The 24139-nt window shown below is 31.1% G+C and carries 24 protein-coding genes, 2 rRNA genes and 1 riboswitch; all 26 genes read left to right on the top strand.

What is annotated here, in order from left to right; all coding sequences use genetic code 11:
- Positions 1 to 131: ribosomal RNA gene (locus MR593_RS06825) — 23S ribosomal RNA — on the top strand; the annotation flags it as partial.
- Between the two features lie 76 nt (positions 132 to 207).
- Positions 208 to 324 (top strand): 5S ribosomal RNA (gene rrf, locus MR593_RS06820).
- Between the two features lie 299 nt (positions 325 to 623).
- Complete coding sequence (gene hemA, locus MR593_RS06815; RefSeq protein ID WP_290691192.1) at positions 624 to 1865, top strand: glutamyl-tRNA reductase; 1242 nt, start codon at positions 624 to 626, stop codon at positions 1863 to 1865.
- A gap of 21 nt (positions 1866 to 1886) precedes the next feature.
- Positions 1887 to 3182 (top strand): glutamate-1-semialdehyde 2,1-aminomutase, encoded by a 1296-nt coding sequence (hemL, locus tag MR593_RS06810; RefSeq protein WP_290691189.1) that lies wholly within the window; start codon positions 1887 to 1889, stop codon positions 3180 to 3182.
- A gap of 103 nt (positions 3183 to 3285) precedes the next feature.
- Entirely contained in the window at positions 3286 to 4332 is a 1047-nt protein-coding gene (cobT, locus tag MR593_RS06805; protein WP_290691187.1) for a nicotinate-nucleotide--dimethylbenzimidazole phosphoribosyltransferase, read from the top strand.
- A 21-nt stretch (positions 4333 to 4353) separates the two neighbouring features.
- Positions 4354 to 4914, top strand: coding sequence for a bifunctional adenosylcobinamide kinase/adenosylcobinamide-phosphate guanylyltransferase (gene cobU / locus MR593_RS06800; protein ID WP_290691185.1), 561 nt, complete (start codon positions 4354 to 4356; stop codon positions 4912 to 4914).
- Between the two features lie 4 nt (positions 4915 to 4918).
- A complete protein-coding gene (cobS, locus tag MR593_RS06795) occupies positions 4919 to 5689 on the top strand; it encodes an adenosylcobinamide-GDP ribazoletransferase (RefSeq protein WP_290691183.1) in 771 nt (256 codons plus the stop codon).
- A gap of 20 nt (positions 5690 to 5709) precedes the next feature.
- On the top strand, positions 5710 to 6318 hold the full coding sequence (locus MR593_RS06790; RefSeq protein ID WP_290691180.1) for a histidine phosphatase family protein: 609 nt from the start codon (positions 5710 to 5712) through the stop codon (positions 6316 to 6318).
- Positions 6318 to 6476: riboswitch (cobalamin riboswitch) on the top strand. (Overlaps the previous gene by 1 nt.)
- Before the next feature lie 149 nt (positions 6477 to 6625).
- Complete coding sequence (locus MR593_RS06785) at positions 6626 to 8158, top strand: cobyric acid synthase (RefSeq protein WP_290691177.1); 1533 nt, start codon at positions 6626 to 6628, stop codon at positions 8156 to 8158.
- Between the two features lie 18 nt (positions 8159 to 8176).
- The gene (locus tag MR593_RS06780) at positions 8177 to 9541 is read left to right on the top strand and encodes a cobyrinate a,c-diamide synthase (RefSeq protein ID WP_290691174.1); all 1365 of its coding nucleotides are present in this window, start codon (positions 8177 to 8179) and stop codon (positions 9539 to 9541) included.
- Position 9542: 1 nt separating this feature from the next.
- The gene (cbiB, locus tag MR593_RS06775; RefSeq protein WP_290691173.1) at positions 9543 to 10502 is read left to right on the top strand and encodes an adenosylcobinamide-phosphate synthase CbiB; all 960 of its coding nucleotides are present in this window, start codon (positions 9543 to 9545) and stop codon (positions 10500 to 10502) included.
- Positions 10503 to 10526: 24 nt separating this feature from the next.
- Positions 10527 to 11594 (top strand): pyridoxal phosphate-dependent aminotransferase, encoded by a 1068-nt coding sequence (locus tag MR593_RS06770; protein ID WP_290691172.1) that lies wholly within the window; start codon positions 10527 to 10529, stop codon positions 11592 to 11594.
- A 4-nt stretch (positions 11595 to 11598) separates the two neighbouring features.
- On the top strand, positions 11599 to 12501 hold the full coding sequence (locus MR593_RS06765; protein WP_290691169.1) for a GHMP family kinase ATP-binding protein: 903 nt from the start codon (positions 11599 to 11601) through the stop codon (positions 12499 to 12501).
- Complete coding sequence (locus MR593_RS06760) at positions 12474 to 13103, top strand: cobalt-precorrin-8 methylmutase (RefSeq protein WP_290691166.1); 630 nt, start codon at positions 12474 to 12476, stop codon at positions 13101 to 13103. The genes MR593_RS06765 and MR593_RS06760 overlap by 28 nt, the downstream gene beginning before the upstream one ends.
- 8 nt (positions 13104 to 13111) lie before the next feature.
- On the top strand, positions 13112 to 14263 hold the full coding sequence (gene cbiD, locus MR593_RS06755) for a cobalt-precorrin-5B (C(1))-methyltransferase CbiD (RefSeq protein WP_290691163.1): 1152 nt from the start codon (positions 13112 to 13114) through the stop codon (positions 14261 to 14263).
- Complete coding sequence (locus tag MR593_RS06750) at positions 14260 to 14868, top strand: cobalt-precorrin-7 (C(5))-methyltransferase (protein WP_290691161.1); 609 nt, start codon at positions 14260 to 14262, stop codon at positions 14866 to 14868. Before cbiD ends, MR593_RS06750 begins: the two co-directional genes overlap by 4 nt.
- Positions 14858 to 15424 (top strand): decarboxylating cobalt-precorrin-6B (C(15))-methyltransferase, encoded by a 567-nt coding sequence (locus tag MR593_RS06745; RefSeq protein ID WP_290691158.1) that lies wholly within the window; start codon positions 14858 to 14860, stop codon positions 15422 to 15424. Before MR593_RS06750 ends, MR593_RS06745 begins: the two co-directional genes overlap by 11 nt.
- 4 nt (positions 15425 to 15428) lie before the next feature.
- Entirely contained in the window at positions 15429 to 16193 is a 765-nt protein-coding gene (locus MR593_RS06740; RefSeq protein ID WP_290691155.1) for a cobalt-precorrin-4 methyltransferase, read from the top strand.
- Positions 16177 to 17247, top strand: a complete 1071-nt coding sequence (cbiG, locus tag MR593_RS06735) for a cobalt-precorrin 5A hydrolase (RefSeq protein ID WP_290691152.1) — start codon at positions 16177 to 16179, stop codon at positions 17245 to 17247. The genes MR593_RS06740 and cbiG overlap by 17 nt, the downstream gene beginning before the upstream one ends.
- Positions 17244 to 17969 (top strand): precorrin-3B C(17)-methyltransferase, encoded by a 726-nt coding sequence (gene cobJ, locus MR593_RS06730; RefSeq protein WP_290691149.1) that lies wholly within the window; start codon positions 17244 to 17246, stop codon positions 17967 to 17969. Before cbiG ends, cobJ begins: the two co-directional genes overlap by 4 nt.
- A 14-nt stretch (positions 17970 to 17983) precedes the next feature.
- On the top strand, positions 17984 to 18730 hold the full coding sequence (cobK, locus tag MR593_RS06725; protein ID WP_290691148.1) for a precorrin-6A reductase: 747 nt from the start codon (positions 17984 to 17986) through the stop codon (positions 18728 to 18730).
- Positions 18731 to 18791: 61 nt separating this feature from the next.
- Positions 18792 to 19577 carry a sirohydrochlorin cobaltochelatase gene (locus MR593_RS06720; RefSeq protein ID WP_290691147.1) on the top strand — a complete coding sequence of 262 codons (786 nt, stop codon included), beginning with the start codon at positions 18792 to 18794 and terminating at the stop codon, positions 19575 to 19577.
- A 37-nt stretch (positions 19578 to 19614) separates the two neighbouring features.
- The gene (locus MR593_RS06715; protein WP_290691145.1) at positions 19615 to 20322 is read left to right on the top strand and encodes a cobalt-factor II C(20)-methyltransferase; all 708 of its coding nucleotides are present in this window, start codon (positions 19615 to 19617) and stop codon (positions 20320 to 20322) included.
- A gap of 32 nt (positions 20323 to 20354) precedes the next feature.
- The gene (gene hemC / locus MR593_RS06710; RefSeq protein WP_290691143.1) at positions 20355 to 21251 is read left to right on the top strand and encodes a hydroxymethylbilane synthase; all 897 of its coding nucleotides are present in this window, start codon (positions 20355 to 20357) and stop codon (positions 21249 to 21251) included.
- Positions 21251 to 22753 carry a uroporphyrinogen-III C-methyltransferase gene (gene cobA / locus MR593_RS06705; protein WP_290691140.1) on the top strand — a complete coding sequence of 501 codons (1503 nt, stop codon included), beginning with the start codon at positions 21251 to 21253 and terminating at the stop codon, positions 22751 to 22753. The genes hemC and cobA overlap by 1 nt, the downstream gene beginning before the upstream one ends.
- Positions 22754 to 22799: 46 nt before the next feature.
- On the top strand, positions 22800 to 23768 hold the full coding sequence (hemB, locus tag MR593_RS06700; RefSeq protein ID WP_290691137.1) for a porphobilinogen synthase: 969 nt from the start codon (positions 22800 to 22802) through the stop codon (positions 23766 to 23768).
- Positions 23769 to 24139: the final 371 nt, after the last annotated feature.

Genomic DNA, 24139 nt, shown 5'->3' with positions numbered 1-24139 from the left:
AGCCCACTTCAAGATAAGATTTCCCACCGCAAGGTTAAGATCCCAGGAAGACTACCTGGTTGATAGGTCAGAGGTGTAAGTGCAGTAATGTATTTAGCTTACTGATACTAATAGATCGAGGACTTGACCAAATGAATAATGACATTCATTAAATGTTTTCAGTTTTGAGAGTATTAAATTTATATATATTTAGTACAATAAAGATTATGTGGTTATTATAGCAAAGAGGATACACCTGTTCCCATTCCGAACACAGAAGTTAAGCTCTTTAGCGCTGATGGTACTTGGTGGGTGACCGCCTGGGAGAGTAAGACGTAGCCACGTAATCTTTTTTTTATGTAATTATCATATATCTTTTCTTTTACAATTTTATTTTTATCACATTTATTTTCTATTTATATTTTTTCAATATTTACAATAATATTTTATTTCAGCAGGATTATATTAAAATAATCGCTAAAAAAATTTGTAGTATTCTTGTAAAATGATATAATCATTTTGAGAGGTATTGTTGAAATTTTTATATAGATGTTTGTATCGATGTTATTTTAGTAATAAAGAATTTATAATTTGCTATAGGTTAAGGTGTTGAGTAGGGAAATCTTAAGATATGGAGGAGTAATATGAATATAGGAGTTGTAGGGGTAAATCACAATTTGGCTCCGATAAATATTAGAGAAGCGGTATCTTTTACAGATACTAAAAAAATTGAAGCTATAAATATACTACTAGATAGAGATATAAATGAAGTAGTTATTCTTTCTACATGTAACAGAAGTGAAATATATATACATGCAGAAAATATAGAAGAAAAAGTCGATGAATTAGTAAATTTCTATAGTGAATATTTTGGAGTTAAAGATATAGACAAATATTTATTTAAAAAGACGAATTTAGACGCAATTAAACATTTATTTGATGTTACAGCAGGCTTAGATTCTATTGTACTAGGAGAGGATCAAATTCTTGGGCAGGTAAGAGATGCTCATGAATTTTCAATGAAACTAGGTGGAACTAAAAAAGTTTTCAACAAATTATTTAGAGATGCAGTTACTACATCTAAAGAAATAAAAACAATAACAAAAATATCACAGCAACCTCTTTCAATTAGTTATATAGGCGTAAAATTACTTAAAGAAAAAATAGGAAGTTTAGAGGGAAAAAATGTTTTAATCATAGGATTAGGAAAGATGAATTTACTCACATTAAATCATCTAGAAGAGGAAAAAACGAATAAAATTTACATAGCTAATAGAAACATTGAAAAAATAAAAGAAATAGAGAGTAAATTTGATAATATAATTCCGATTAAATACAGTGATAGACATAAAATATTAGAAGAAGAATCTATAGATATAGTAGTTAGTGCGACATCTTCACCACATTTAGTAATAAAATACGATGAAATGCCTAAATTGGATAAAAAGATATACATAATGGATATTGCGCTACCTAGAGATGTAGACACAAGATTAAAAGAGCTTGATTATGTTGAATTATACGATATCGATGATTTAAAAGAAATTCAAGATAAAAACGATATAAAGAGAAATGAGTTAGCTCAAAAGGCAGAAAAGATTATAGATGAAAAAATAGATGAGTTTTTAGAATGGCTAGATTTAACTTTTATGGATCCGACAATACAATCATTGAACTGTAAATGTAAAGAAATAAAGGACGATACTTTGGAGTATATTTTTAGAAAAATAGATTTAAATCAGCATGAAAAGAAAATCATTGATAAAATGGTAGGTTCTGCATTAAAAAGAGTAATTAGAGAGCCTATTATGAATTTAAAACAAGTAAAAAACAAAGGTCAAAGAGAAGAATATATAAAGGTTATTGAAGATTTATTTGAAATATAAATTTATGGAGGATATTAAAGTATGAAACACACTAAATCAGAACAATTATTCAAAGAGGCAGAAAAATACATTCCAGGTGGGGTTAACAGTCCAGTTAGAGCATTTAAATCTGTGGGATTAACACCAATATTTGCAGATAAAGCTCATGGAGATAGATTGACAGACGTAGATGGAAATGAATATATAGATTATATCTGCTCATGGGGACCTCTTATGTTAGGACATAGTCCAGAGTTTATGTCAGAAGGACTAGAAGAAATGGCAAAAAGAGGAACAAGTTATGGTGTTGCTACAGAAATAGAAATAGAAGTTGCGAAAATAATAGTTGATGCATATCCAGCAATAGACCAAGTGCGTATGGTAAACTCAGGAACAGAAGCTACTATGAGTGCTTTAAGAGTAGCTAGAGGATATACTAACAGAAATAAAATACTTAAATTCGAAGGTTGCTACCATGGACATTCTGATGGATTATTAGTTCAATCAGGTTCAGGAACTATAACTTTTGGTGTGCCAACAAGCCCAGGGGTACCTCAAGATATCGTAAAAAACACTTTAGTATGCAGATACAATGATATAGAAGATGTAAAAAGAGTTTTTGAAGAACAAGGCGACGATATAGCAGCAGTAATAGTAGAAACTGTATCAGGAAATATGGGTGTTGTTCCAGGAACTCAAGAATTTATGCAATTCTTAAGAGATATCTGTACAGAATACAAGACTGTTTTAATATTTGATGAAGTTATAACTGGATTCAGATTAGCTTATAATAGTTCTATCGGATATTTTGGAATTGAACCAGATATGGTATGCTTTGGTAAGATAATAGGTGCAGGTATGCCAGTTGGTGCGTACGGAGCTAAAAAAGAAATAATGTCATGCGTATCTCCAGTAGGTCCTGTATATCAAGCAGGTACATTATCAGGAAACCCACTTGCAATGTTTTTAGGAAAGAAAAATCTAGAAACATTGAGAGATAATCCACAAATATATACTGAATTAGACAGAAAAGGTAAGATGCTACAAGAAGGTATAGAAGACAACCTTAAAAAATTAGGATTAAACTATACTGTAAATAGAGCAGGTTCATTAGTATGCTTATTCTTCACATCAGGCCCAGTTAAAAACTTCGATGATGCATCTAAATCTGACATAGAAAAATTCAATTTATACTTTAAAGAAATGTTAGACAGAGGAATATTAATTGCTCCAAGTCAATATGAAGCTATGTTCTTATCTTATGCTCATACAGATGAAGATATAGAATACACTATAAAATGCAACTATGAAGCATTAAAAGCTAGTCATAATTTATAAGATGAGATAAATTACGAAATTCTGACAAAATTAGTAGAAAATTGGCAAATTAATTTATATAATTTATAATAGATGTTTTTTAAAGTTAGGAGGAACGTGAAGAATGAGTTTAATTGAAAGTATATGCAAAAATATATATCCTTTAGATGCTCGTTTTATGGAACAAGCAAAGGCTAGACAAGACAGATTAATAAAACCAGAAGGAAGTCTAGGAAAATTAGAAGATATAAGTATACAATTAGCAGGTATATATGGAAGTAAATATTTTGATACTACAAAAAAGATAATATTATCTTTTGCCTGTGATCATGGGGTATACGAAGAAGGTGTAGCACCTCACCCACAAAATATAACAATCTTACAATCTAAAAATTTCCCAAAAAGAATAAATGGTGTAGGAACAATTTCTAAATTCGTAGGTGCTGATGTTCAATTAATAGATGTCGGTATCAACAGCGATGAAAAAATTGAAGGAGTAATCGATTGCAAAATAAGAAAGAGTACTTCTAATATGGCTAAAGGTCCTGCAATGACAAGACAAGAAGCTATAAGATCAATTGAAATAGGAATAGAAACTTGTGAAAAATACATACAAGATGATTATAAAGTAATCGGTATAGGAGAAATGGGTATAGCAAATACTACTCCATCTACAGCTATAATATCTGTAATCGCTGGATGTGATCCTGAAGAAATAACAGGTATGGGAGCTGGACTTAAAACAGAATTAATAGCTCATAAAGCTGAAGTAATAAGAAAATCAATAGAAATAAATCAACCAAATCCTACTGATGGAATAGATATATTACAAAAAGTCGGTGGATTTGAAATAGGTGCTATGGCTGGTGTTATATTAGGATGTAGCGCAAATAGAGTACCAGTTGTTTTAGATGGATATATATCTTATGCAGCCGCTTTAATAGCTTACAATATAAATCCAAGATGTAAAGAATACATGATAGCATCTCACTTATCAGCAGAACCAGGTGCTAAAAAAGCCTTAGATTTATTAGGATTAGATCCATTCTTAAATATGGATATGAGACTTGGTGAAGGTAGTGGTGCTGCTTTAGCATTTAATATGATAGAAGCTTCAAACTTTGTTTATAAAAATATGCTAACTTTTGACGAAGTTGATATGGGAATGTAAGCAATAATTAAGGAGAAAAATATGAGCAAAATTATTTTAGTCACAGGTGGTGCTAGATCAGGAAAAAGCGGTTTTGCAGAATCTTTGTGCAAGGCGAGAAATAATAGTACTGCTTATATTGCAACATCAGTAGCCTTTGACGACGAAATGAAGGAAAGAGTTAGAAAGCATCAAGAGAGTAGACCTCAAGAATGGCAAACATATGAAATATACAAAGACATATATACTATAATCGATGAAATAAGCCAAAAACACAGTACAGTAATACTAGATTGTATAACATTATTAGTAAACAATTTAATGTTTGTAGATGGTATAGACATAGATAATGCTACAGAGCAAGAGATAAATGAGCTAGAAGAATACATAAAGGATCAAGTCAGAAAAATGATAGAAGAAGTTAAAAAGACTGATTTATACTTTGTCATGGTTACTAATGAAATCGGATTAGGTGTAGTTCCTAGCTATAAATTAGGTAGAGTTTACTGCGATTTTGTAGGAAGAATAAACCAAATGCTTGGACAATTGAGCGATGAAGTTTATTTCACAGTTTGTGGAATTCCTACAAAGATAAAGGGGTAAGAATATGAATAGATTTATTTCAATACTACAATTTTTGACTAGGATACCTATAAGGATAGAAACTGGATTTGACGAAGAATTTCATAAATCAATAGTATATTTTCCACTAGTAGGCTTTGTTATAGGCTTAATAACATATGTTTTTGGTTGGCTTTCATTAGCTATATTTGATCCATTTGTAAGTGCTATAGTAATCACACTTATAGAAGTTTTAACTACGGGAGGACTTCATATAGATGGATTAGGTGATACGTTTGATGCTCTATATAGCAATAGAGACAAGGAAAGAATTTTAGAGATAATGAAGGATTCTAGATTAGGAACAAATTCTCTTCTTGCTATAATGTTTTTAATATTATTAAAAATAGGCTTTATAAATTGCTTAATACAAAATGATTTATTATGGATAGTTATATTCATGCCAGTTGTAGCGAGAATTGGAGCCGTGATTATGACATACAAGACAGTAACTCCAAGAGCAAAGGGTATGGGAAATTTATTTATAGGAAAAGGTACTATGAATATGATTATAACTTCTGTAGCGTATTCATCTGCATTAATTATATTGTTTGCAAAATTAATTTTTTTACAGCGAAATATAATAATTATGGTGGCTTTGAGCTCAATTTTATTTATAATAGTATTTGCACTGTTGTTTAAAAATCATGTATATAAAAAAATCGACGGTATAACAGGTGATATTTTAGGATGTACAATAGAGCTTGGAGAAGTATTTTATTTGATATATACTTATCTACTAATATCAATGATTTAATATTATAGGGAGACATCGATATGAAAAAATTAATTTTAGTACGTCATGTAGTTACTGATGATAATGAACTTGCAAAATTATCTGGACATATAGATAGTAAGGTCAGTAAACAAGGAAAAATACAAATAGACAAAATTACCGACTATTTAAAGAATGAAAAAATAGACAAAATTTATACTACTACATCTAGTAGAACAAAAGAGACAGTTAAGTATTTAGCTGAAAGAAATAAAATAGATATACAAGAAAGTAAAGCTTTGAAAGAAATCAATTTTGGGGATTTCGAAGGAAAAGACTTCAATGAAATACAAAAAAATTACCCTGATGAATTTAATAAAATGATAGATGAAGGATATGAATATAAATATCCAAACGGCGAAAGTTTAATTGAATGTTATGATAGAGTATCTAAGGAGATAAAATTAATATTGGAAGATGCTCAAAATAATAGTACAATATTAGTATGTTCCCATGCAGGAACTATAAGAAATATTTTAACTTGTCTAATTTCAGATACATTTGAATATCACTGGAATTTTAAAATCGATAATGCTTCTGTGAGTATTGTAGAAGTAGATAATGGATTTGCAGTGATCGATAAGTTGAACGATACGAGTTTTTTAAAATAGAATATTAGATTGATTTATTTTAGGGAAAAGGTAAAAGCCTTACAGCCCCCGCTACTGTGAAACGGACGAAACTATAAAAACCACTGTTTGAAAAAATGGGAAGGGATAGGAGTAGGATGAAGTCAAGTCAGGATACCTAGGTAGATTGATTAATAAGAGTTAAAATCTCGGGGTGAAGATTTTGTTTGATAAATACGAAAAATCCTAGCCTTTTTGCTAGGATTTTTTGTTTACAATTTTTTACATTAAAATAAAGTAAATAATAATTTGAGTAAAAATAATAGCACTCAGAAAAGGGGATAAAGTGATGAGTAAGAAAATAATGTTTCAAGGAACAGCATCAAACGTTGGAAAAAGCATAATAGTTACTGGATTATGTAGAATACTTAAACAAGATGGATATAATGTTATTCCTTTTAAATCTCAAAATATGGCTCTTAATTCCTTTATAACAAAGGAAGGCTTAGAAATGGGAAGGGCACAAGTATCACAAGCAGAGGCATGTGGACTAGAGCCTATAGCAGATATGAATCCTATACTACTTAAACCATCAGGAAACAATAAAAGTCAAGTTATTGTAAGAGGTAAGGTAGTAGGCGATATGGATTCTCCAGAATACTTCAAATACAAATTACAGCTAATGGATGTATTAGGAGATATATTTAAAGAATTTGAAGATAAATACGATGTCGTAGTTATGGAGGGTGCAGGTAGTGCAGCTGAAATAAACCTAATGGAAAGAGATATTTCTAATATGGGGATGGCTCAAATAGCAAATGCTCCAGTAGTTTTAATTGGAGATATAGACAGAGGTGGAGTATTTGCGTCTATTGTAGGAACTATGGCTTTGCTTAAGGAAGAAGATAGAAAGAGAGTAAAAGGTGTAATAATAAATAAATTTAGAGGAAGAAAAGAGCTTTTAGATTCTGGTGTGAAAATGCTAGAGGATATAATAAAGGTTCCAGTTCTAGGCGTTGTGCCTTATACTGATATAAAAATTGAAGACGAAGACAGCGTAACTACAAGATTTAAGAAGCAAATGGGCGTAAACGACATACATATAGAAATAGTTAGAACTCCACATATGTCTAATTTTACTGATTTCAATATATTTGAAACACAAGAGGATGTAAGCATTAGATATGTTGACTATGGCGAATCTCTAGGCAATCCAGATATAGTTATTATTCCAGGGACTAAGAGTACAGTAGACGATTTGATGTTCTTAAGAAGAAATGGACTTGAAGAACAAATAAAAGAGCTGCATAGAAGAGGAAAATTAGTTGTAGGTATTTGTGGCGGATATCAAATGCTAGGTAAGAAGCTAAAAGATCCATATCATGTAGAAAGTGATTTAGAAGAGGTAGATGGAATAGGACTTATAGATACAGAAACTACTTTTGAGCTTGAAAAGACTACAACTCAAGTAGATGCTATTATAGATAAAAATCTTACAGGATATTTTGCTAACTTAGAAGGCAAGAGAGTTAAAGGTTATGAGATACATATGGGAATTACCGATAGAGGCGACGGCATTAAAAATCTATGTACAATAGTTGAAAAATTAGGAGAAGAAGTAAATTACACAGAAGGAAGTGTGAATTCTGAATGTAATGTCTTTGGAACTTATCTTCATGGAATATTTGACGATATAGATTTTACAAGAACAATTTTAAATAATATAAGAGAGATGAAAGGTTTAGATAGAATAGAAAGTAAGGTCAAATCTTTTAAAGAATTTAAAGATAAAGAATACGATAAATTGGCAGATTTCTTAAGAGAACATTTAGATATAGAAAAAATATACGAAATTATGTCTGAAAACGAAGAAAGTAAATAAAAATAATAGGTGGTAAAAATGAAAAAAATTTTAATTGCAGGAACAAATAGTGGTGTCGGAAAAACTACTATTTCATTGGGGATAATGCAGGCACTTACAAAGAGAAATTTAAAGGTGCAGCCTTTTAAGGTAGGTCCTGACTATATAGATCCTTCTTATCATACTTTTATAACAGGAAGATATTCTAGAAACTTAGATTCATATATGCTTGAGGACGAAAAAATCAAGTATATAGTAAAGGAGGCTTCTAAGGATGCTGATATATCTGTTGTAGAAGGAGTAATGGGATTATACGATGGATACGGAATAGATTTAGACGATTGTACAAGCTCTTATACATCAAAAATATTAAAGGAGCCGGTTATATTAGTTATAAATGCAAAAGCAATGGCAGCTTCTGCAGCAGCTATGGTGTTGGGATATAAGATGCTAGATGAAAATGTAAATATAAAAGGTGTTATAACAAATAATGTAAAAAGTGAAAGTCACTACAAAACTTTAAAAAGCGCCATTGAAAAATATACAGGAATAGAAGTTTTAGGATATTTCCCACCGAACAAAAGCTTCTCACTAGAATCTAGACATTTAGGACTAATCCCAAGTGTAGAGATGGATTCTTTAAAGCAAAAATTTGATAATCTAGCGGATGAAATAGAAAAGTATATAGATGTAGATAGAATAATAGAATTATCAGAAACAGAAGAAATAGAAAGCAATTTTAACTTAGATAAATTTGTAGATGAGCATAAAGTAGAAAATAAATCTATAGCAATTGCCTTTGATAAAGCATTTAATTTCTACTATAGAGAAAACATAGAGCTATTAGAAAAACTAGGATTAGAAATTAAATACTTTAGTCCAATGGAGGACAAAAAAGTACCTAATGCAGATTATATTTACATAGGTGGAGGCTTCCCAGAAATATTTGCAAAGGAACTTCACGACAACAAATCTATGAAAGAGTCTATATTAGAAGCTCACAAAAATAATATTCCAATATATGCAGAATGTGGAGGATTGATGTATCTAGGTGAAAAGTTAGAGGATCAAAACAAAGAATTATTTGATATGGTAGGAATATTTAAAGGAACAAGCAAGATGACATCATCACTTAAGAGATTTGGATATTGCAATGGAAAGGCAAAGGTAGATACAGTTCTAGCTAAAAAAGGTCAAGTTATAAAAGGTCATGAGTTTCACCATTCAATATTTGAAAGCGAAGAGCCTTGTGCCTATGAAATGACAAAGGAAAAAAACGGAATAGTCACTGATACATGGGATGGTGGGTATAGTATAGGAAATACTCTAGCGACTTATTTACATACACATTTTTACAATAATTTAGATTGTATAGCAAACTTTTTAGAAAAGGGAAATAAATAAAATGAGACTTTTATCATTATATATAGGATACATTATAGATTTAATTATAGGAGACCCTTATTCATTTCCTCATCCAGTTAAATACATAGGAAAATTAATAAAGGTTGTAGAAAATTTCGTAAGAAAAACAGCAAAGACAGATAAAGGTTTAAAGATAGGCGGGTTTTTCTTGTGGTTCGTAACTGTTGGAACAACTTTTGCAGTAACCTATTTAGTTATGAGGTTGGCAAGATTTAATACAGTAGTTTATGTTATAATAAATTCGATTGTGATTTATACGACTTTGGCTACTAAATGCTTAAAGGATGAAGCTAAAAAGATTTACGAGGTTCTAAAAACAGGTGATCTTCAAAAATCTAGAACTCAATTATCTTACATAGTAGGTAGAGATACAGCTAATTTAGACGAAAAAGAAATAATAAGGGCAACAGTAGAAACAGTTGCAGAAAATACTGTAGATGGATTAATTGCACCATTATTTTATGCCTTCATAGGTGGAGCACCACTTGCTATGGCATACAAAGCGATTAATACATTGGATTCAAGTGTAGGATATAAAAATGAAAAATATCTTCATATAGGCTTTGCTTCAGCAAAAATTGACGATATAGCAAATTATATTCCTTCTAGAATAGCGGTTATTTTATTTACTATAGGAAATTTCTTCTTAAGAAATGATTATAAAAATTGTTTCAAGATAGCTATCAGAGATAGAAAAAATCACAAAAGTCCTAACTGTGCTTTTTCAGAAGGTGCAGTAGCAGGAGCGCTTGGAATCCAATTAGGTGGTACAAATGTTTATTTTGGAGAGGTAGTTTATAAGCCAACTATTGGAGATAAAACTAGAGAAATAGAAGTAGAAGATATAGCTAGAACAAATAAAATTCTATATGCTACATCTTTGACATCTATGTTAGTATTTACATTATTTTACATATTAATATATATGATTATTATGTAATTACTTGTTATGAGGAGGATTCGTATGAAGGATTTAGGTCATGGAGCTAATGTCGACAATATGGCTAAGCAGTTTGGAAAGGACGAAAAGGACATAATCGATTTTAGTTCAAATGTAAATCCACATATAATTTCCAATTTAGGAAAATATGTTTTGGAAGGGTTAGAAAAAAGTAGAAGTTATCCAGATATAAATTATACTAATTTGAGAAATAACATTTCTGAATATATAAATGTAGATAGCGAGCTGATAATTCCAGGCAATGGAGCTACAGAGATTATATATCTGCTTATGAAGAGTATAAAAAAGAGAATTGCGATTTTAAATCCTACTTTTTCTGAATACGGTAGAGGGGCTAAATTAAATAATTTAGAAGTAGTAGACTTTCATTTAAAGGAAGAAAATAATTTTAGCATTGATTTAGATGAGATACAAAATAATATGAACAGGTTTGATAGTTTATTTGTCTGCAATCCCAACAATCCAAATGGGAAGGTTAAGGATCTAAATGAATTATTAGACTTGATGATCGAAAACGATAAGCTTTTAATTGTGGATGAAACTTTTATGGAGTTTGTAGGGGAAGAGGAGAAATACAGTTTAATAGGTAGAATAAATCAAACAGAAAATTTATTTATTTTAAAGGCTGTGACTAAGTTCTTTGGAATGCCAGGTCTTAGATTAGGATACGGTGTTACTAGCAACACGCAAATTATAAAAAATATATATGAATATAAAGAGCCTTGGACTATAAACTCATTTGCAGAAAATTTATCTAATTACTTATTCAAGGATAAGGATTATATATCTAGTAGCAAGGAATACTATGTAAATGAAAGAAAATTTATGTTACAAGAGTTAAGAAACATACCGAAATTAAAAGTTTACGATACAGATACAAATTTTGTTCTTATAAAATTAGAAGATGGTGAGTCAAATTCACTAAAGCTAGAGCTTTTTGAGAAGTACAACATACTTATAAGAGATGCTTCGAATTTTATTGGTCTTGATAAGGGCTACTTCAGAGTGGCTATAAAAGGTCACGAGGATAATAAAATTTTAATAGAAGCATTGAGAAAAACACTGGGATAATCGTATGAAATTTTACGGAGTATGTCCAGCGTCTTGTGGCGAGTTTGTACAGGGAGTTTTAGATAATGAAGAGTATTTATCATCATATGCGATTAATTTATTTTCAGTGGCAACTTTAGAAGAAGGTAAGGAAGTTATCCACACAGGACCTAGAAAATCGAGACGAGCTATGGAGCTTGTATTTGAAAAATTCAATATACCTGTGGAGGAAAGTAAAAAAATATCACTAAATATAAACAGTCAAATACCTGTAGGAAAGGGAATGGCGAGTTCCACTGCAGATATTGGAGCTACAATAAAAGCGACATTATCTATGTTAGGTAAGAGCTTGACTGGCGAGGAAATTTCAAAATTGGCAGTAAAAATAGAAGCTACGGATTCGTTGTTGTTGAATAGACACAGCATATTTAATCCGCTTACAGCAGATATAAAAAAATATATGGGTGGTATTGATAATGCTAAAGTAGTTATATTGGAGCCAGATGATATTTTAGATACAAAGTCGATTAGAATGACTCCAAATTACAGAATGTATAAGATGCAAAACAAAGAAATAATCAAAGAATCTTTTTCACTATTAGATGAGGGTTTGGCGAGAAATAATCTGAGTTTAGTTGGAAAAGCTTGCACATACAGCAGTTTGGCAAATGAAAATATACATAAAAAGCCATTTCTAAAGGAAATTATAGAAATTTCCGATAAATTTGGATGTTATGGGGTAAATATTGCTCATAGTGGTACAGTTATTGGAATTTTGATGGATAAGGAAATGGATGATAAGAGAGTAATTCAATATTTGAGAGACATTCAAATATCAAAATACTACAAAAAAATATACACATCAGATATTATTGATGGAAAAGTTAGGGAGGAAGTAGAATGGAATATATTAAAGACCCAAAAATGATAGAAACTAGAAGTTTTGAAATAATTCAAGGAATAATAGACGATATTAGACCAGGATACAAATTTAAAAATGAAATAGAAGAAAAAATAATCAAAAGATGTATCCACACAAGTGCAGATTTCGAATACTTAGACATATTAAAAATATCAGAAACTGCTGTGGATAAAATAATAGATGCATTAAAAAATAAATGCACAATATACACAGATACTAACATGGCTTTAAGTGGAATCAATAAAACTAGATTAAATGCATTAGGCTGTGAATATAAATGTCTAGTTGCAGATGAAAGAACTAAAGAACTAGCCAAAGAAAAGGGAATAACTCGTTCTATGGCAGCAGTTGAATTAGCTATGAAGGATGAAGGCAGAAAAATATTCGTTCTTGGAAATGCACCAACAGCTTTATACAAGGTTATAGAAATGTTCAATGCTGGATGTAGTGTAGATGCAGTAGTAGGTGTTCCAGTTGGATTTGTCGGTGCTGCTGAATCAAAATATGCACTAGAACAAACAGAAATACCTTATATAGTATCAGAAGGCAGAAAAGGTGGTAGTAACCTAGCTGCTGCAATAGTTAATGCCATATTATATACAATGTAGGTAGTACTATGGAAGAATATGTATATATAGACGGAAAAAAATACAGAAGAGGATATACAACGGGATCTTGTGCCGCTGCAGCATCAAAGGCTGCAACTTATATGCTAGTTACTCAAAAAAAATTAGAGTCAGTTAACATAGATACACCAAAGGGAATCTATTTGACACTAAAGCCTGAAAATATAGAAATAAACAAAGACTATGCTATTTGTTCCATAAAAAAAGACGGTGGAGACGATATCGATGCAACTCATACTATGGATATTTTTGCAAAGGCTGAGATGATAGACAGAGTCAATGAAGGTGAAGATATTTATGTTACAGGAGGCATAGGAGTAGGTACAGTCACTAAAAAGGGATTAAAGGTTGAGGTTGGAAAATCAGCTATCAATCCAGTACCTATGAGCATGATAAAAACAGAAATCCACAAGGTTTTGGGGACAGATTTAAATACATATATAGACAAAACAAAAACACTAAAAATTACTATATACGCACCACAAGGAGTTGAAATTGCTAAAAAGACCTTCAATCCTAGACTTGGAATAGTCGGAGGAATATCTATCTTAGGGACTTCAGGAATAGTTGAACCTATGAGTGATGAAGGTTGGAAAAAATCTCTATCTTTAGAGCTTGAGATGAAAAGAGAACAGGGCTTGGACAAAATTATACTAGTTCCAGGAAATCATGGAGAAGAATTCGTCCAAAATGAGCTCGGTTTAGATATTAAATATGTAGTCAGAATGAGTAATTTTGTAGGCTATATGCTTATGGAAGCAAAGCGTCTAGGATATAAAAAGTTACTTTTAGCTGGGCATATCGGCAAATTTATAAAAGTTGCCGCTGGTATATTTCAAACTCATAGCAAAGTCGCTGATGCTAGAAATGAAATTATGATTGCTAATTTGGCACTTATGGGAGCACCAGTTGAATTTTTAAAACAAATAAACGAATGTGTGACAGCAGAAGGAGCAGTTGAGATAATAGATAAGAGCGAATACACAGGTGTCTACGAGATTTTATGCAACAAATGCAGAGATAGAGTAAAACAACATCTAGGTGATGACGATATAGAAGTAGGTGTGTATATGTTTAGAATGGACAAATCCTATCTAGGAAAATCAGACAATGCAGATTCTATAGTGGAGGTATTCAAATGATTAATATCATAGGTTTAGGACCTGGAAATACAGATTATATTACTAAATTAGGTGAAAAATTAATCTATTCATCTGATGTAGTAATCGGAGGAAGAAGAAACCTTGAGTCTATAAGTGATTTCAAGGGAGAAAAAATAGTTTTATCTACAAATTTAAAAGAAATACTAGAATATATACAAAACAACCTAGACAAAAATATTTCTGTTATAGCATCTGGAGATCCTTCTATATATGGAATTGGAAAATATCTTTCAAAAAATATAGAACATAAACACTTAAATATAGTTTCTGGTATAAGTTCACTTCAATATATATTTTCAAGAATATTTGTCGACATGAACGATGTATATATTACAAGTAGCCACGGCAAAGTACCAGACTTTGATTATATACTTTCTCATAAGAAGGTTTGTATGGTTACTGACAGCAAAATAGGTCCTCACGAGATAAGCAGAGAAATACAAAAGAGAAATTTAAATAAGACTATAGTAGTAGGCGAAAACCTATCTTATGAGGATGAAAAAATAACAATAGGAAAGCCAGAGGATATATTGGCAGTTGAAAAATTTGATATGAATGTAGTGGTGATATTAGATGAGGAATAGAGATTTTATAACAGGAAAAGTCCCTATAACGAAAGAAGAAGTTAGAGCTATATCTATAAATAAATTAGATTTATTAAATGCTAAGACTTTTATAGATGTAGGTGCGGGGACTGGTAGTATATCTATTGAAGCTGGATACCATTATCCAAAATTAAGAGTTATAGCTATTGAGCGCAACGACGATGCGCTTGATTTAGTAAATCAAAACATAGAAAATTTTAATCTAACAAATGTAGAGGTTGTAAAGGCTTATGCACCTGTGGATTTAGATTTAGATACACAAGTAGATGCAATTTTCCTTGGAGGAACAGGAAAGAAGCTAGAAGAAATTGTCGACTGGTCTAAGGAATTACTAGCTCCAGGAGGAAGACTTGTAGCTAACTTTATAATAATAGATACATTTTATGAAATGCTGAGATTAGTAAGAGAAAAAGGGTTTAAAAACGTAGATGTAACAGTTTTAAACGTTTCAAAGCTTGAAAAATTAGGACCAGGGGAATATTTCAAACCTCATAATCCAATATATATAATATCATGTGAAAAAGGAGTAGAATAGGACAATGAATACTAACGTTAATAAAGTACATTTTGTAGGGGCAGGCCCTGGGGACAAAGAATTAATAACATTAAAAGGATATAAATTACTAAGCAATGCAGATGTTGTAATATATGCAGGCTCATTAGTAAATCCAGAGCTTCTTGAATATTGTAAAGAAGGTTGTGAAATACATGACAGTGCTTACATGACATTAGAAGAAATAATAGATGTTATGGAAAAAGGGATTAAAGCAGGAAAATCTGTTGTAAGATTACAAACAGGTGACTTCTCTATATACGGTTCAATCAGAGAACAAGTTGAAGATTTAGCAAAATTAGATATAGATTACGACTGCACACCAGGAGTAAGCTCTTTCTTAGGTGCATCATCAGCTCTAGGAGTAGAATACACAGTTCCAGAAGTGTCTCAAAGTGTTGTTATAACTAGAATGGAAGGTAGAACTCCAGTACCAGAAAAGGACTCTATAGAATCTTTTGCTAAGCATCAAACTTCAATGGTAATATTCTTATCAGTTCAAGAAATTGAAAAGGTTGTAGAAAAATTAATAGCTGGTGGATATCCAAAAACTACTCCAATAGCAGTAATATACAAAGCTACTTGGCCAGATGAAAAAGTAGTAAAAGGAACTTTAGAAGATATAGCAGTTAAAGTTAAAGAAAATGGAATTAAGAAAACAGCATTGATAATGGTAGGAGAATTTCTAGGAACTACATATAATAATTCAAAATTATATGACAAGGACTTCAAACATGAATACAGAAAATAATAAAATTGCTATTATTTGCATAACTCAAAATGGAAAAAATTTAGCTTTAAAATTGCAAAGAGAGTTAAATGAAGGTCAGATTTATTTTGTTAAAAAGAAGAGCGAAGATGAGTTACAGGAGTCTAGTAAAGGCGTAATTAGAATATATGAGAAGCTAAAAGATTTTGTTCCAACAATATTTAATAAATACAGATATATAGTATTTATTATGGCGACAGGAATCGTAGTTAGAACAATCGCTCCTTTGATACAAAGTAAATTCGAAGATCCAGCTGTAATAGTGACAGACGAGAGAGGAACTAATGTAATAAGCTTACTAAGTGGCCATATGGGTGGAGCAAATGAAATGACTTTATACATAAGCCATTTAATCGGCGCCAACCCAGTTATAACTACAGCTACAGATGTAAACAACAAATCTTCATTAGATATGATGGCAAAAAAACTAAATGGATATATAGAAAACTTTAGAGACAATGTATTAAAAGTAAATTCCATGATAGTAAATAACAAGCCAGTGGGATTATTCCTAGATGGAGATTACGATGTCGATACAAGAGGATTTAAACTTTTGAAACGCCAAGATGTAGATACAATAGAAAATATAGAAACTATAGTTGTAGTAAGCGATAAAGAAAATCTAAATTTCAAAAACGAAAACATAATAAAATTAGTTCCAAAAGATATCGTACTAGGTGTAGGATGTAAACGAAACATCGACAGCACACATATGAGAAATTCTCTAAAAGAGTTTTTACATACGAATAACATAGATATAAATGCTATAAAAGCTATAGGTAGCATAGATGTAAAAAAAGACGAACAAGCAATAATCGAGCTTGCAAAATATTTAAATGTACCATTTAATACCTTCACTGTAGAAGAAATTTCAAAAGTCGACCATTTATACGGAAAATCAGAATGGGTGAAAAAGAACGTCGGTGTGTACTCAGTGGCAGAACCATGTGCACATTTACTTAGTGAAGGTAATATGATTATTGAAAAACAAAAATATACTGGAATAACATTTTCGGCAGGGAGAGTGAACAAATGATATACGTTATAGGAATAGGACCTGGAAGTAGAGATTTAATGACACAGGAAGCAATAGCAGCAATGGAAGACGCAGAAGTAATAGTTGGCTATAAAACATATATAAAATTGGTTGAAGATTTTATAAAAGACAAAGAAGTAGTTCAAAATGGAATGAGAAAAGAAGTAGACAGATGCCAAGATGCTATCGACATAGCTAAAACTGGCAAAAAAGTCGCTGTAATAAGTAGTGGAGATGCTGGAATCTATGGAATGGCAGGTCTTATACTTGAATTAATAACTAAACAAAATTTAGATATACCAGTTAAAGTGGTACCAGGGGTTACTGCTAGTATAGGAGCAGCTGCTGTATTAGGAGCACCTATAATGCACGACTTCTGTCATATAAGTCTAAGTGATTTAATGACACCATGGGAAGTTATAGAAAAGAGACTTAGATTAGCTGCAGAAGCTGATTTTGTAATCTGTCTATACAACCCAAGAAGTAAAGGTAGAAGCGAACATCTAGCAAAAGCATTTAAAATAATGGGAGAATTCAAAGACGGTTCAACTCCTGTAGGAATAGTAAAAGACGTAGGAAGAGCAGATCAAGAAAAATTCATATGCACTTTCGATACAATGGATTTTGAAAGAGTTGATATGACTACTATGGTTATAATAGGAAACAAATCTACATACGTAAAAGACGATTTAATGATAACTCCTAGAGGATATACTGTATAGAGGGGATACATATCATGATTTTAGTATTAGGTGGAACATCTGATAGCATAAATATTTGCAATAAATTAAACGACATGAATTTAGAGTATATAGTCTCAGTTACAACAGAGTACGGCAGAGATATTGCAAAAAAAGCTACAGACAATGTATTTTTAGGAAAGCTTACAATAGAAGATATGGTATCTTTAATAGAAGAAAAGAACATAACTCAAATAATAGATGCAACACATCCTTATGCGACTGTTGTATCTAGTAATGCGATAGAATGTTCTAAGATATCAAATGTAGATTATGTGAGATTCGAGAGAGAATCTCTTATAAAGCAAATAGACTACGAAAATAAATATATAGTTGAAAATATAGAAGAAGCTTGCAAAATTGCAAGTGAAAAAGGCAATAACATATTTATCGGAACAGGAAGCAAGAATTTAGACAAATATATAGAGCTATTAAAAGGCAAAAATTTAATAGCGAGAGTGTTGCCAACAAGTGAAGTTCTTACAAGCTGTGAAGAACTAGGGCTTAATGCCGATAATATCATCGCTATGAAGGGACCTTTTTCTGAAGAGATGAATATTGCTACTTATAAACAGTACAATATAGATTTATTGATTACAAAGGAAAGTGGAGTAGCAGGAGGGTTTTTAGAAAAGGTAAACGCATGTAAAGCCTTAAATATACCAGTTGTAATAATATCTAGAAAGCAAATAGATTATCCAAGGGTTATAAATAAAATAGAAGATATAGAAAAAGTAATATAGTTTTATGGCGATATTTAATTTTCAAATTCGAGGAGAAATTAGTATTAAGGAGAAATTAAAAATGAAAAAAGCAGTATTAGTAGTAAGTTTTGGTACAAGCTACCATGAAACTAGAAAAAAAACAATAGAGGTTTGTGAGAGAAAAATAAGCGAAAAATTAGAAGAATACGATTTTTATAGAGCATTTACTTCTAATATGATAATAAATAAATTAAAGAAAAGAGATAATATGTTCATAGATAATCCAGTTGAAGCTCTACAAAAATTAGCTGATGCAGGATATGAAGAGGTTGTAGTTCAAACTCTACATATAATCTGTGGTGAAGAATACAACAAATTAAAGGAACAAGTTGAAAGCTTTAAGCCTAAATTCAAAAAAATAGCTTTAGGAAGACCGCTTCTAACTACAATAGACGATTATAGAGAAACTGTTGACGCTGTAAAAAAACAATTAGATATAATCCAACCAGACGAAGCAGTAGTATTTATGGGTCATGGAACTACACATGAAAGCCATTCAGCTTATCCAGCTTTAGAATACATGTTTAGAGATAACGACATGAATGTATATATAGGTACAGTTGAAGGATATCCTGAATTAGAACAAGTAATCAAAAAACTAAAAGCTGACAACATAAAAACTGTAGATGTAATGCCTTTTATGTTAGTTGCAGGAGACCATGCGACTAATGATATGGCGAGTGATGAAGAAGATTCATGGAAGACTATATTAGAAAAGGAAGGCTTTAAAGTAAATATACACCTACAAGGCTTAGGTGAATATCCAGCTATACAAGATAAATTTGTGAGTCATGCATTAGATTGTGCAAAGGAATTAGAAGACTAATTAACATAATAAAAAACATACTATTGGAGGAAATATAATGGCAAAATTTTATGGAATAGGGACTGGACCAGGAGATAGCTCTCTTGTAACAGTTAAAGCAGTAAATACATTTAAAATATTAGATATATTATATACACCAGAACCAAAAAAAGGAACAGATAGCTTAGCACTATCAATAGTAAAAGAATATATACCTGATACCGTTGAAATAAAACAAAGACACTTTCCAATGAATTCAGACAGTGTTGAAAAAATGGCTGCATGGGATCAAGTAGCTGAGGAAATTGTAACAGATGTAAAAGGCGGGAAAAATGTAGGATTTATAACTTTAGGAGATCCTATGATATACAGCACATACGTATATGTAATGGAGAGATTAATAGATGAAATAGAGGTTGAAACTATTCCTGGAATATCTTCATTTTCAAATATAGCATCAAATCAAAACTTCCCACTAGTTATGGATACAGATCCACTTATAGTAATACCATGCACTATGGAAGAAGAAAAAATAGATGAAGCATTACAAAAATATGACTGTATGGTTCTTATGAAGGTGTATAAGAACTTCAAACAAATAATAGAAAAGCTAGAAAAATACAATTTAATAGATAATGCTATTTTAGTAAGTAATTCATCTCAAGATAGAGAAGTAGTTTACAAAGACTTAAGAGATGTTCATCTACAAGAAAAAATATCATATTTTTCTACAATATTAGTAAATAAAAACAACAAAATAAAATAATAATCTTAGAAAAGATTTAAGGAGATATATTGATGAAAATAGTAGTAGGAACTAGAGGTAGTAATTTAGCTCTCATTCAAACTAATTGGGTTGTAGATGAACTAAAAAAGGCAAACCCAGATGTTGAATTTGAGGTAAAAATCATAAAAACTAAAGGCGATTTAATAAAGGATCTACCACTAGATAAAATAGGAGATAAGGGCTTATTCGTAAAAGAAATCGAAAAAAGCCTTTTAAATAAAGAAATAGATATGGCAGTTCACAGTATGAAGGACATGCCATCATACCTTCCAGAGGGGCTTAAATTTGCGAGCTCTCCAAAGAGAGAGGACCCAAGAGATGTCCTTATATTCAAGGAAGGATATAAAAGCATAGAAGATTTACCTAAGGGTGCAAGAATAGGTACAGGAAGTAAAAGAAGAAAATACCAATTACTAAAACATAGACCTGACCTAGAAATCGTACCTATAAGAGGAAACATCGAAACAAGAATAAAGAAAATCGAAACAGAAAATCTTGACGGTGTAGTACTAGCAGCATCAGGATTAAAGAGAGCTGGCTTAGAAGAAAAAATAGATTATTATATACCAACTCACATTATGCTACCTGCTCCTGCACAAGGAATATTAGCTCTTGAAATTAGAGAAAATGACGAAGAAACTGAAAGCATAATAAATTCTATAAAGGACGATATTACAAAGGTTCAAATAGATGCAGAGAGAGGTTTCTTAATAGGTGTAGATGGGAGTTGTCATATACCTATGGGTGCTTACTGTGATATAGATGGAGATAAGATTAAATTGACTGGTCTTTACGGAGATGGAGATGGCAAGAAAATCATAATTCAATCTCAAGAAGGAACTATAGAGGATGCACCAAAAATAGGATACGAATTAGCGAAAAGTGTATTAAAGGAGTTTAGAAAATAATGAAGGGGAAAGTTTACTTAGTGGGAGCAGGACCTGGAGATTATAAATTAATAACATTAAAGGGATTAGAATGTATAAGAAAATCAGATGTTATAGTTTACGACAGACTTGCCAATATAAATTATTTAAAAGAAGCTAAAAAAGGATGTGAGTTTATAAATGTTGGAAAAGCATCAAGCCATCATTTATTGCCACAGGATCAAATAAATAGATTAATAGCAGACAAGGCTTTAGAAGGAAAAATAGTAACAAGACTTAAAGGTGGGGACCCTTATGTTTTTGGTAGAGGTGGAGAAGAAGGAGAACTTCTTCAAGCAGAAGGTATAGATTTTGAAGTAGTACCAGGTGTAACTTCTGCAATAGGTGGTCTTTGCTATGCAGGCATTCCAATAACTCATAGAGATCATGCATCATCATTTCATGTTATAACAGGACATCTAAGAAAAGATGGCAAAGAAAACCCTGAAATAAACTGGAATGCACTTGCAAATATGAAGGGCACGCTTGTATTTTTAATGGGAGTATCAAACCTAAAAAATATAAGCGAAAATCTAATAAGAGAAGGAATGGATAAAGATACTCCAGTTGCTTTTATAAGTTGGGCGACTCGTTACAATCAAAGAGTAGTTACTGCAACTCTTGAAGATGCTTATGAAGTAGCTACTAAAGAACAAGTCAAACCACCAACACTAATAGTAGTTGGAACAGTTGTAAATCTTAGAGAAAAATTAAACTTCTTTGAAAAGAAACCTCTATTTGGTAAAAATATAATGGTGACTAGATCGAGAAGTCAAAATAGTAAATTAGTAGAGAGAATAATGGATTTAGGTGGAAATCCTATAGAAATACCTACAATAAAAATCGAAAAGGTTGAAAATAATACTGAGTTAGAAAATCAAATCAAAAACCTTAAAGACTATACATACTTAGTTTTGACTAGTAAAAATGGAGTTGATATATTCTTTGATAAACTATATGAAATGGGATTAGATTGCAGAGCACTTGCAAATATAAAGGTATGTTCAATAGGTTCAGCAACATCTAAAGCCATAGCTAAAAGAGGTATCAAGGCAGATATCGTGCCATCAAAGGCTGTAGGAGAATCTCTATACGATGAATTAAAAGATATCGTAACTAAAGAAGACAAGATTTTAATACCTAGAGCTAAAAATGCTAGAGATTTCTTAGTGAATAAATTAAACGAAATATCTAATGTAACAGAAGTAATAACATATGAAAGTGTGATGGACGACAGTAAAAAAGATGAAGCTATAAAAGCTTTAGAAGAGGGAAACTTAGATTATATAACATTTGCTAGTTCATCAACTGTGAAAAACTTTATAAATTTAATAGGAGAAGACAATAAACCCAAATTATCTAATACAAAAATAATATCTATAGGAAAGATAACTACAAAAACTATATTAGATAATGGTTTAGAAGTATATAAGGAATCAGAAAAGGCATCCATTGAAAGTATGATAGAAGCTATGTGTAATTAGTATATTAATTTAATAGAAGTAAATAATTTAATGGGAGTGAGATAAAATGATTAGAAGACCAAGAAGACTTAGAGCTACAAAAGCTATAAGAAATTTAGTAAGAGAAACAAAATTACAAAAAGAAGATTTAATTTATCCTCTATTTATAGTAGATGGCGAAAATATAAAGAGAGAGATTCCTTCTATGGAGGGTGTTTACCATTTTTCTGTTGATAAACTAGAAGATGAAATTAAAGAATTAGTTGAACTAGGAATAGAACATGTATTGTTATTCGGTGTTCCTGATGACAGCAAAAAAGATTGTTGTGGTAGTGAAGCATTTAATGATAATGGTGCTGTACAACAAGGTATAAGAAAAATAAAAGAAATCGCACCAGAAATGGATGTAATCTGTGATGTATGCATGTGCGAATACACAAGCCACGGACACTGTGGAATACTTACAGAGGACGGATATGTTGATAACGACAAGACATTAGAATATTTATCAAAAATAGCAGTAAGCTATGCTAAAGCAGGTGCAGATATGGTAGCTCCTTCTGATATGATGGATGGAAGAATAGGTGCACTTAGAAATGCATTAGATGAAAATGGATTTGAAACTGTAGCTATAATGGCTTATAGTGCAAAATACGCATCAGCATTTTATGGACCATTTAGAGATGCTGCAAATTCAGCACCAGCATTCGGTGACAGAAAAACATATCAAATGGATCCAGCAAACTCTAATGAAGCTATGATAGAAGCGGACCTAGACATAGAAGAAGGTGCAGACATAATAATGGTAAAACCAGCGCTTTCTTATTTAGATATAATAAGAAGATTTAAGGATAATTATGATCTACCAATAGCTGCTTATAATGTAAGTGGAGAATATTCTATGCTAAAAGAAGCAGTTAAGAAGGGATTACTAAGTGAAGCTGCTATTTACGAAGCTGTAATGTCTATAAAGAGAGCTGGAGCTACAATCATAATTACTTATTTTGCGAAAGATTTAGCTAAAATGATTGACTAAAAAATAAAATTTTATTTATAAATTTTTTATAAGAAAAAATATAAAAAAATTAATGAAACTCTTCCTAGAAAAAATTTCGAAAAGGAAGAGTTTTTTTACGTAATCGCTTGGAATTACTGAGGTAAGAGCAATAAATTACAAAACAATTGATAATAAAAAATATAAAAAAATTAATTTACTAAAAATTTAAAATAAATTAAAAATACATATATATTGGAAAATTAGAACTTTTTATCTTGTTATGGTAAAAAAAAGGGAAATATTGTATAGTATTTGATAGATATGAATAAGTAATATGTCAAAATAAGGGTCTTGAAAAGGATTTCTTCATATTAAAGGTGTATAAAAATATTCAAGGGGGATTAAAGGAG

It is taken from the genome of Intestinibacter sp., from assembly GCF_022780145.1.
Classification (GTDB): Bacteria; Bacillota; Clostridia; order Peptostreptococcales; family Peptostreptococcaceae; genus Intestinibacter.
The sequence above is the reverse complement of the archived record's forward strand: the minus strand, read 5'-3'. Positions and strand labels throughout refer to the sequence as shown.

What these genes read in the sequence shown, in the direction of transcription:
- hemC (WP_290691143.1), top strand. Translation starts at nt 20,355, where the DNA reads ATGAAAATAGTAGTAGGAACTAGAGGTAGTAATTTAGCTCTCATTCAA.
- cobT (WP_290691187.1), top strand. Translation starts at nt 3,286, where the DNA reads ATGAGTTTAATTGAAAGTATATGCAAAAATATATATCCTTTAGATGCT.
- cobK (WP_290691148.1), top strand. Translation starts at nt 17,984, where the DNA reads ATGATTTTAGTATTAGGTGGAACATCTGATAGCATAAATATTTGCAAT.
- cobS (WP_290691183.1), top strand. Translation starts at nt 4,919, where the DNA reads ATGAATAGATTTATTTCAATACTACAATTTTTGACTAGGATACCTATA.
- hemA (WP_290691192.1), top strand. Translation starts at nt 624, where the DNA reads ATGAATATAGGAGTTGTAGGGGTAAATCACAATTTGGCTCCGATAAAT.
- MR593_RS06745 (WP_290691158.1), top strand. Translation starts at nt 14,858, where the DNA reads ATGAGGAATAGAGATTTTATAACAGGAAAAGTCCCTATAACGAAAGAA.
- MR593_RS06790 (WP_290691180.1), top strand. Translation starts at nt 5,710, where the DNA reads ATGAAAAAATTAATTTTAGTACGTCATGTAGTTACTGATGATAATGAA.
- MR593_RS06760 (WP_290691166.1), top strand. Translation starts at nt 12,474, where the DNA reads ATGGAATATATTAAAGACCCAAAAATGATAGAAACTAGAAGTTTTGAA.
- cbiB (WP_290691173.1), top strand. Translation starts at nt 9,543, where the DNA reads ATGAGACTTTTATCATTATATATAGGATACATTATAGATTTAATTATA.
- MR593_RS06720 (WP_290691147.1), top strand. Translation starts at nt 18,792, where the DNA reads ATGAAAAAAGCAGTATTAGTAGTAAGTTTTGGTACAAGCTACCATGAA.
- cobA (WP_290691140.1), top strand. Translation starts at nt 21,251, where the DNA reads ATGAAGGGGAAAGTTTACTTAGTGGGAGCAGGACCTGGAGATTATAAA.
- MR593_RS06750 (WP_290691161.1), top strand. Translation starts at nt 14,260, where the DNA reads ATGATTAATATCATAGGTTTAGGACCTGGAAATACAGATTATATTACT.
- hemL (WP_290691189.1), top strand. Translation starts at nt 1,887, where the DNA reads ATGAAACACACTAAATCAGAACAATTATTCAAAGAGGCAGAAAAATAC.
- MR593_RS06740 (WP_290691155.1), top strand. Translation starts at nt 15,429, where the DNA reads ATGAATACTAACGTTAATAAAGTACATTTTGTAGGGGCAGGCCCTGGG.
- cbiG (WP_290691152.1), top strand. Translation starts at nt 16,177, where the DNA reads ATGAATACAGAAAATAATAAAATTGCTATTATTTGCATAACTCAAAAT.
- MR593_RS06780 (WP_290691174.1), top strand. Translation starts at nt 8,177, where the DNA reads ATGAAAAAAATTTTAATTGCAGGAACAAATAGTGGTGTCGGAAAAACT.
- cobU (WP_290691185.1), top strand. Translation starts at nt 4,354, where the DNA reads ATGAGCAAAATTATTTTAGTCACAGGTGGTGCTAGATCAGGAAAAAGC.
- MR593_RS06765 (WP_290691169.1), top strand. Translation starts at nt 11,599, where the DNA reads ATGAAATTTTACGGAGTATGTCCAGCGTCTTGTGGCGAGTTTGTACAG.
- cobJ (WP_290691149.1), top strand. Translation starts at nt 17,244, where the DNA reads ATGATATACGTTATAGGAATAGGACCTGGAAGTAGAGATTTAATGACA.
- hemB (WP_290691137.1), top strand. Translation starts at nt 22,800, where the DNA reads ATGATTAGAAGACCAAGAAGACTTAGAGCTACAAAAGCTATAAGAAAT.
- MR593_RS06785 (WP_290691177.1), top strand. Translation starts at nt 6,626, where the DNA reads ATGAGTAAGAAAATAATGTTTCAAGGAACAGCATCAAACGTTGGAAAA.
- MR593_RS06715 (WP_290691145.1), top strand. Translation starts at nt 19,615, where the DNA reads ATGGCAAAATTTTATGGAATAGGGACTGGACCAGGAGATAGCTCTCTT.
- MR593_RS06770 (WP_290691172.1), top strand. Translation starts at nt 10,527, where the DNA reads ATGAAGGATTTAGGTCATGGAGCTAATGTCGACAATATGGCTAAGCAG.
- cbiD (WP_290691163.1), top strand. Translation starts at nt 13,112, where the DNA reads ATGGAAGAATATGTATATATAGACGGAAAAAAATACAGAAGAGGATAT.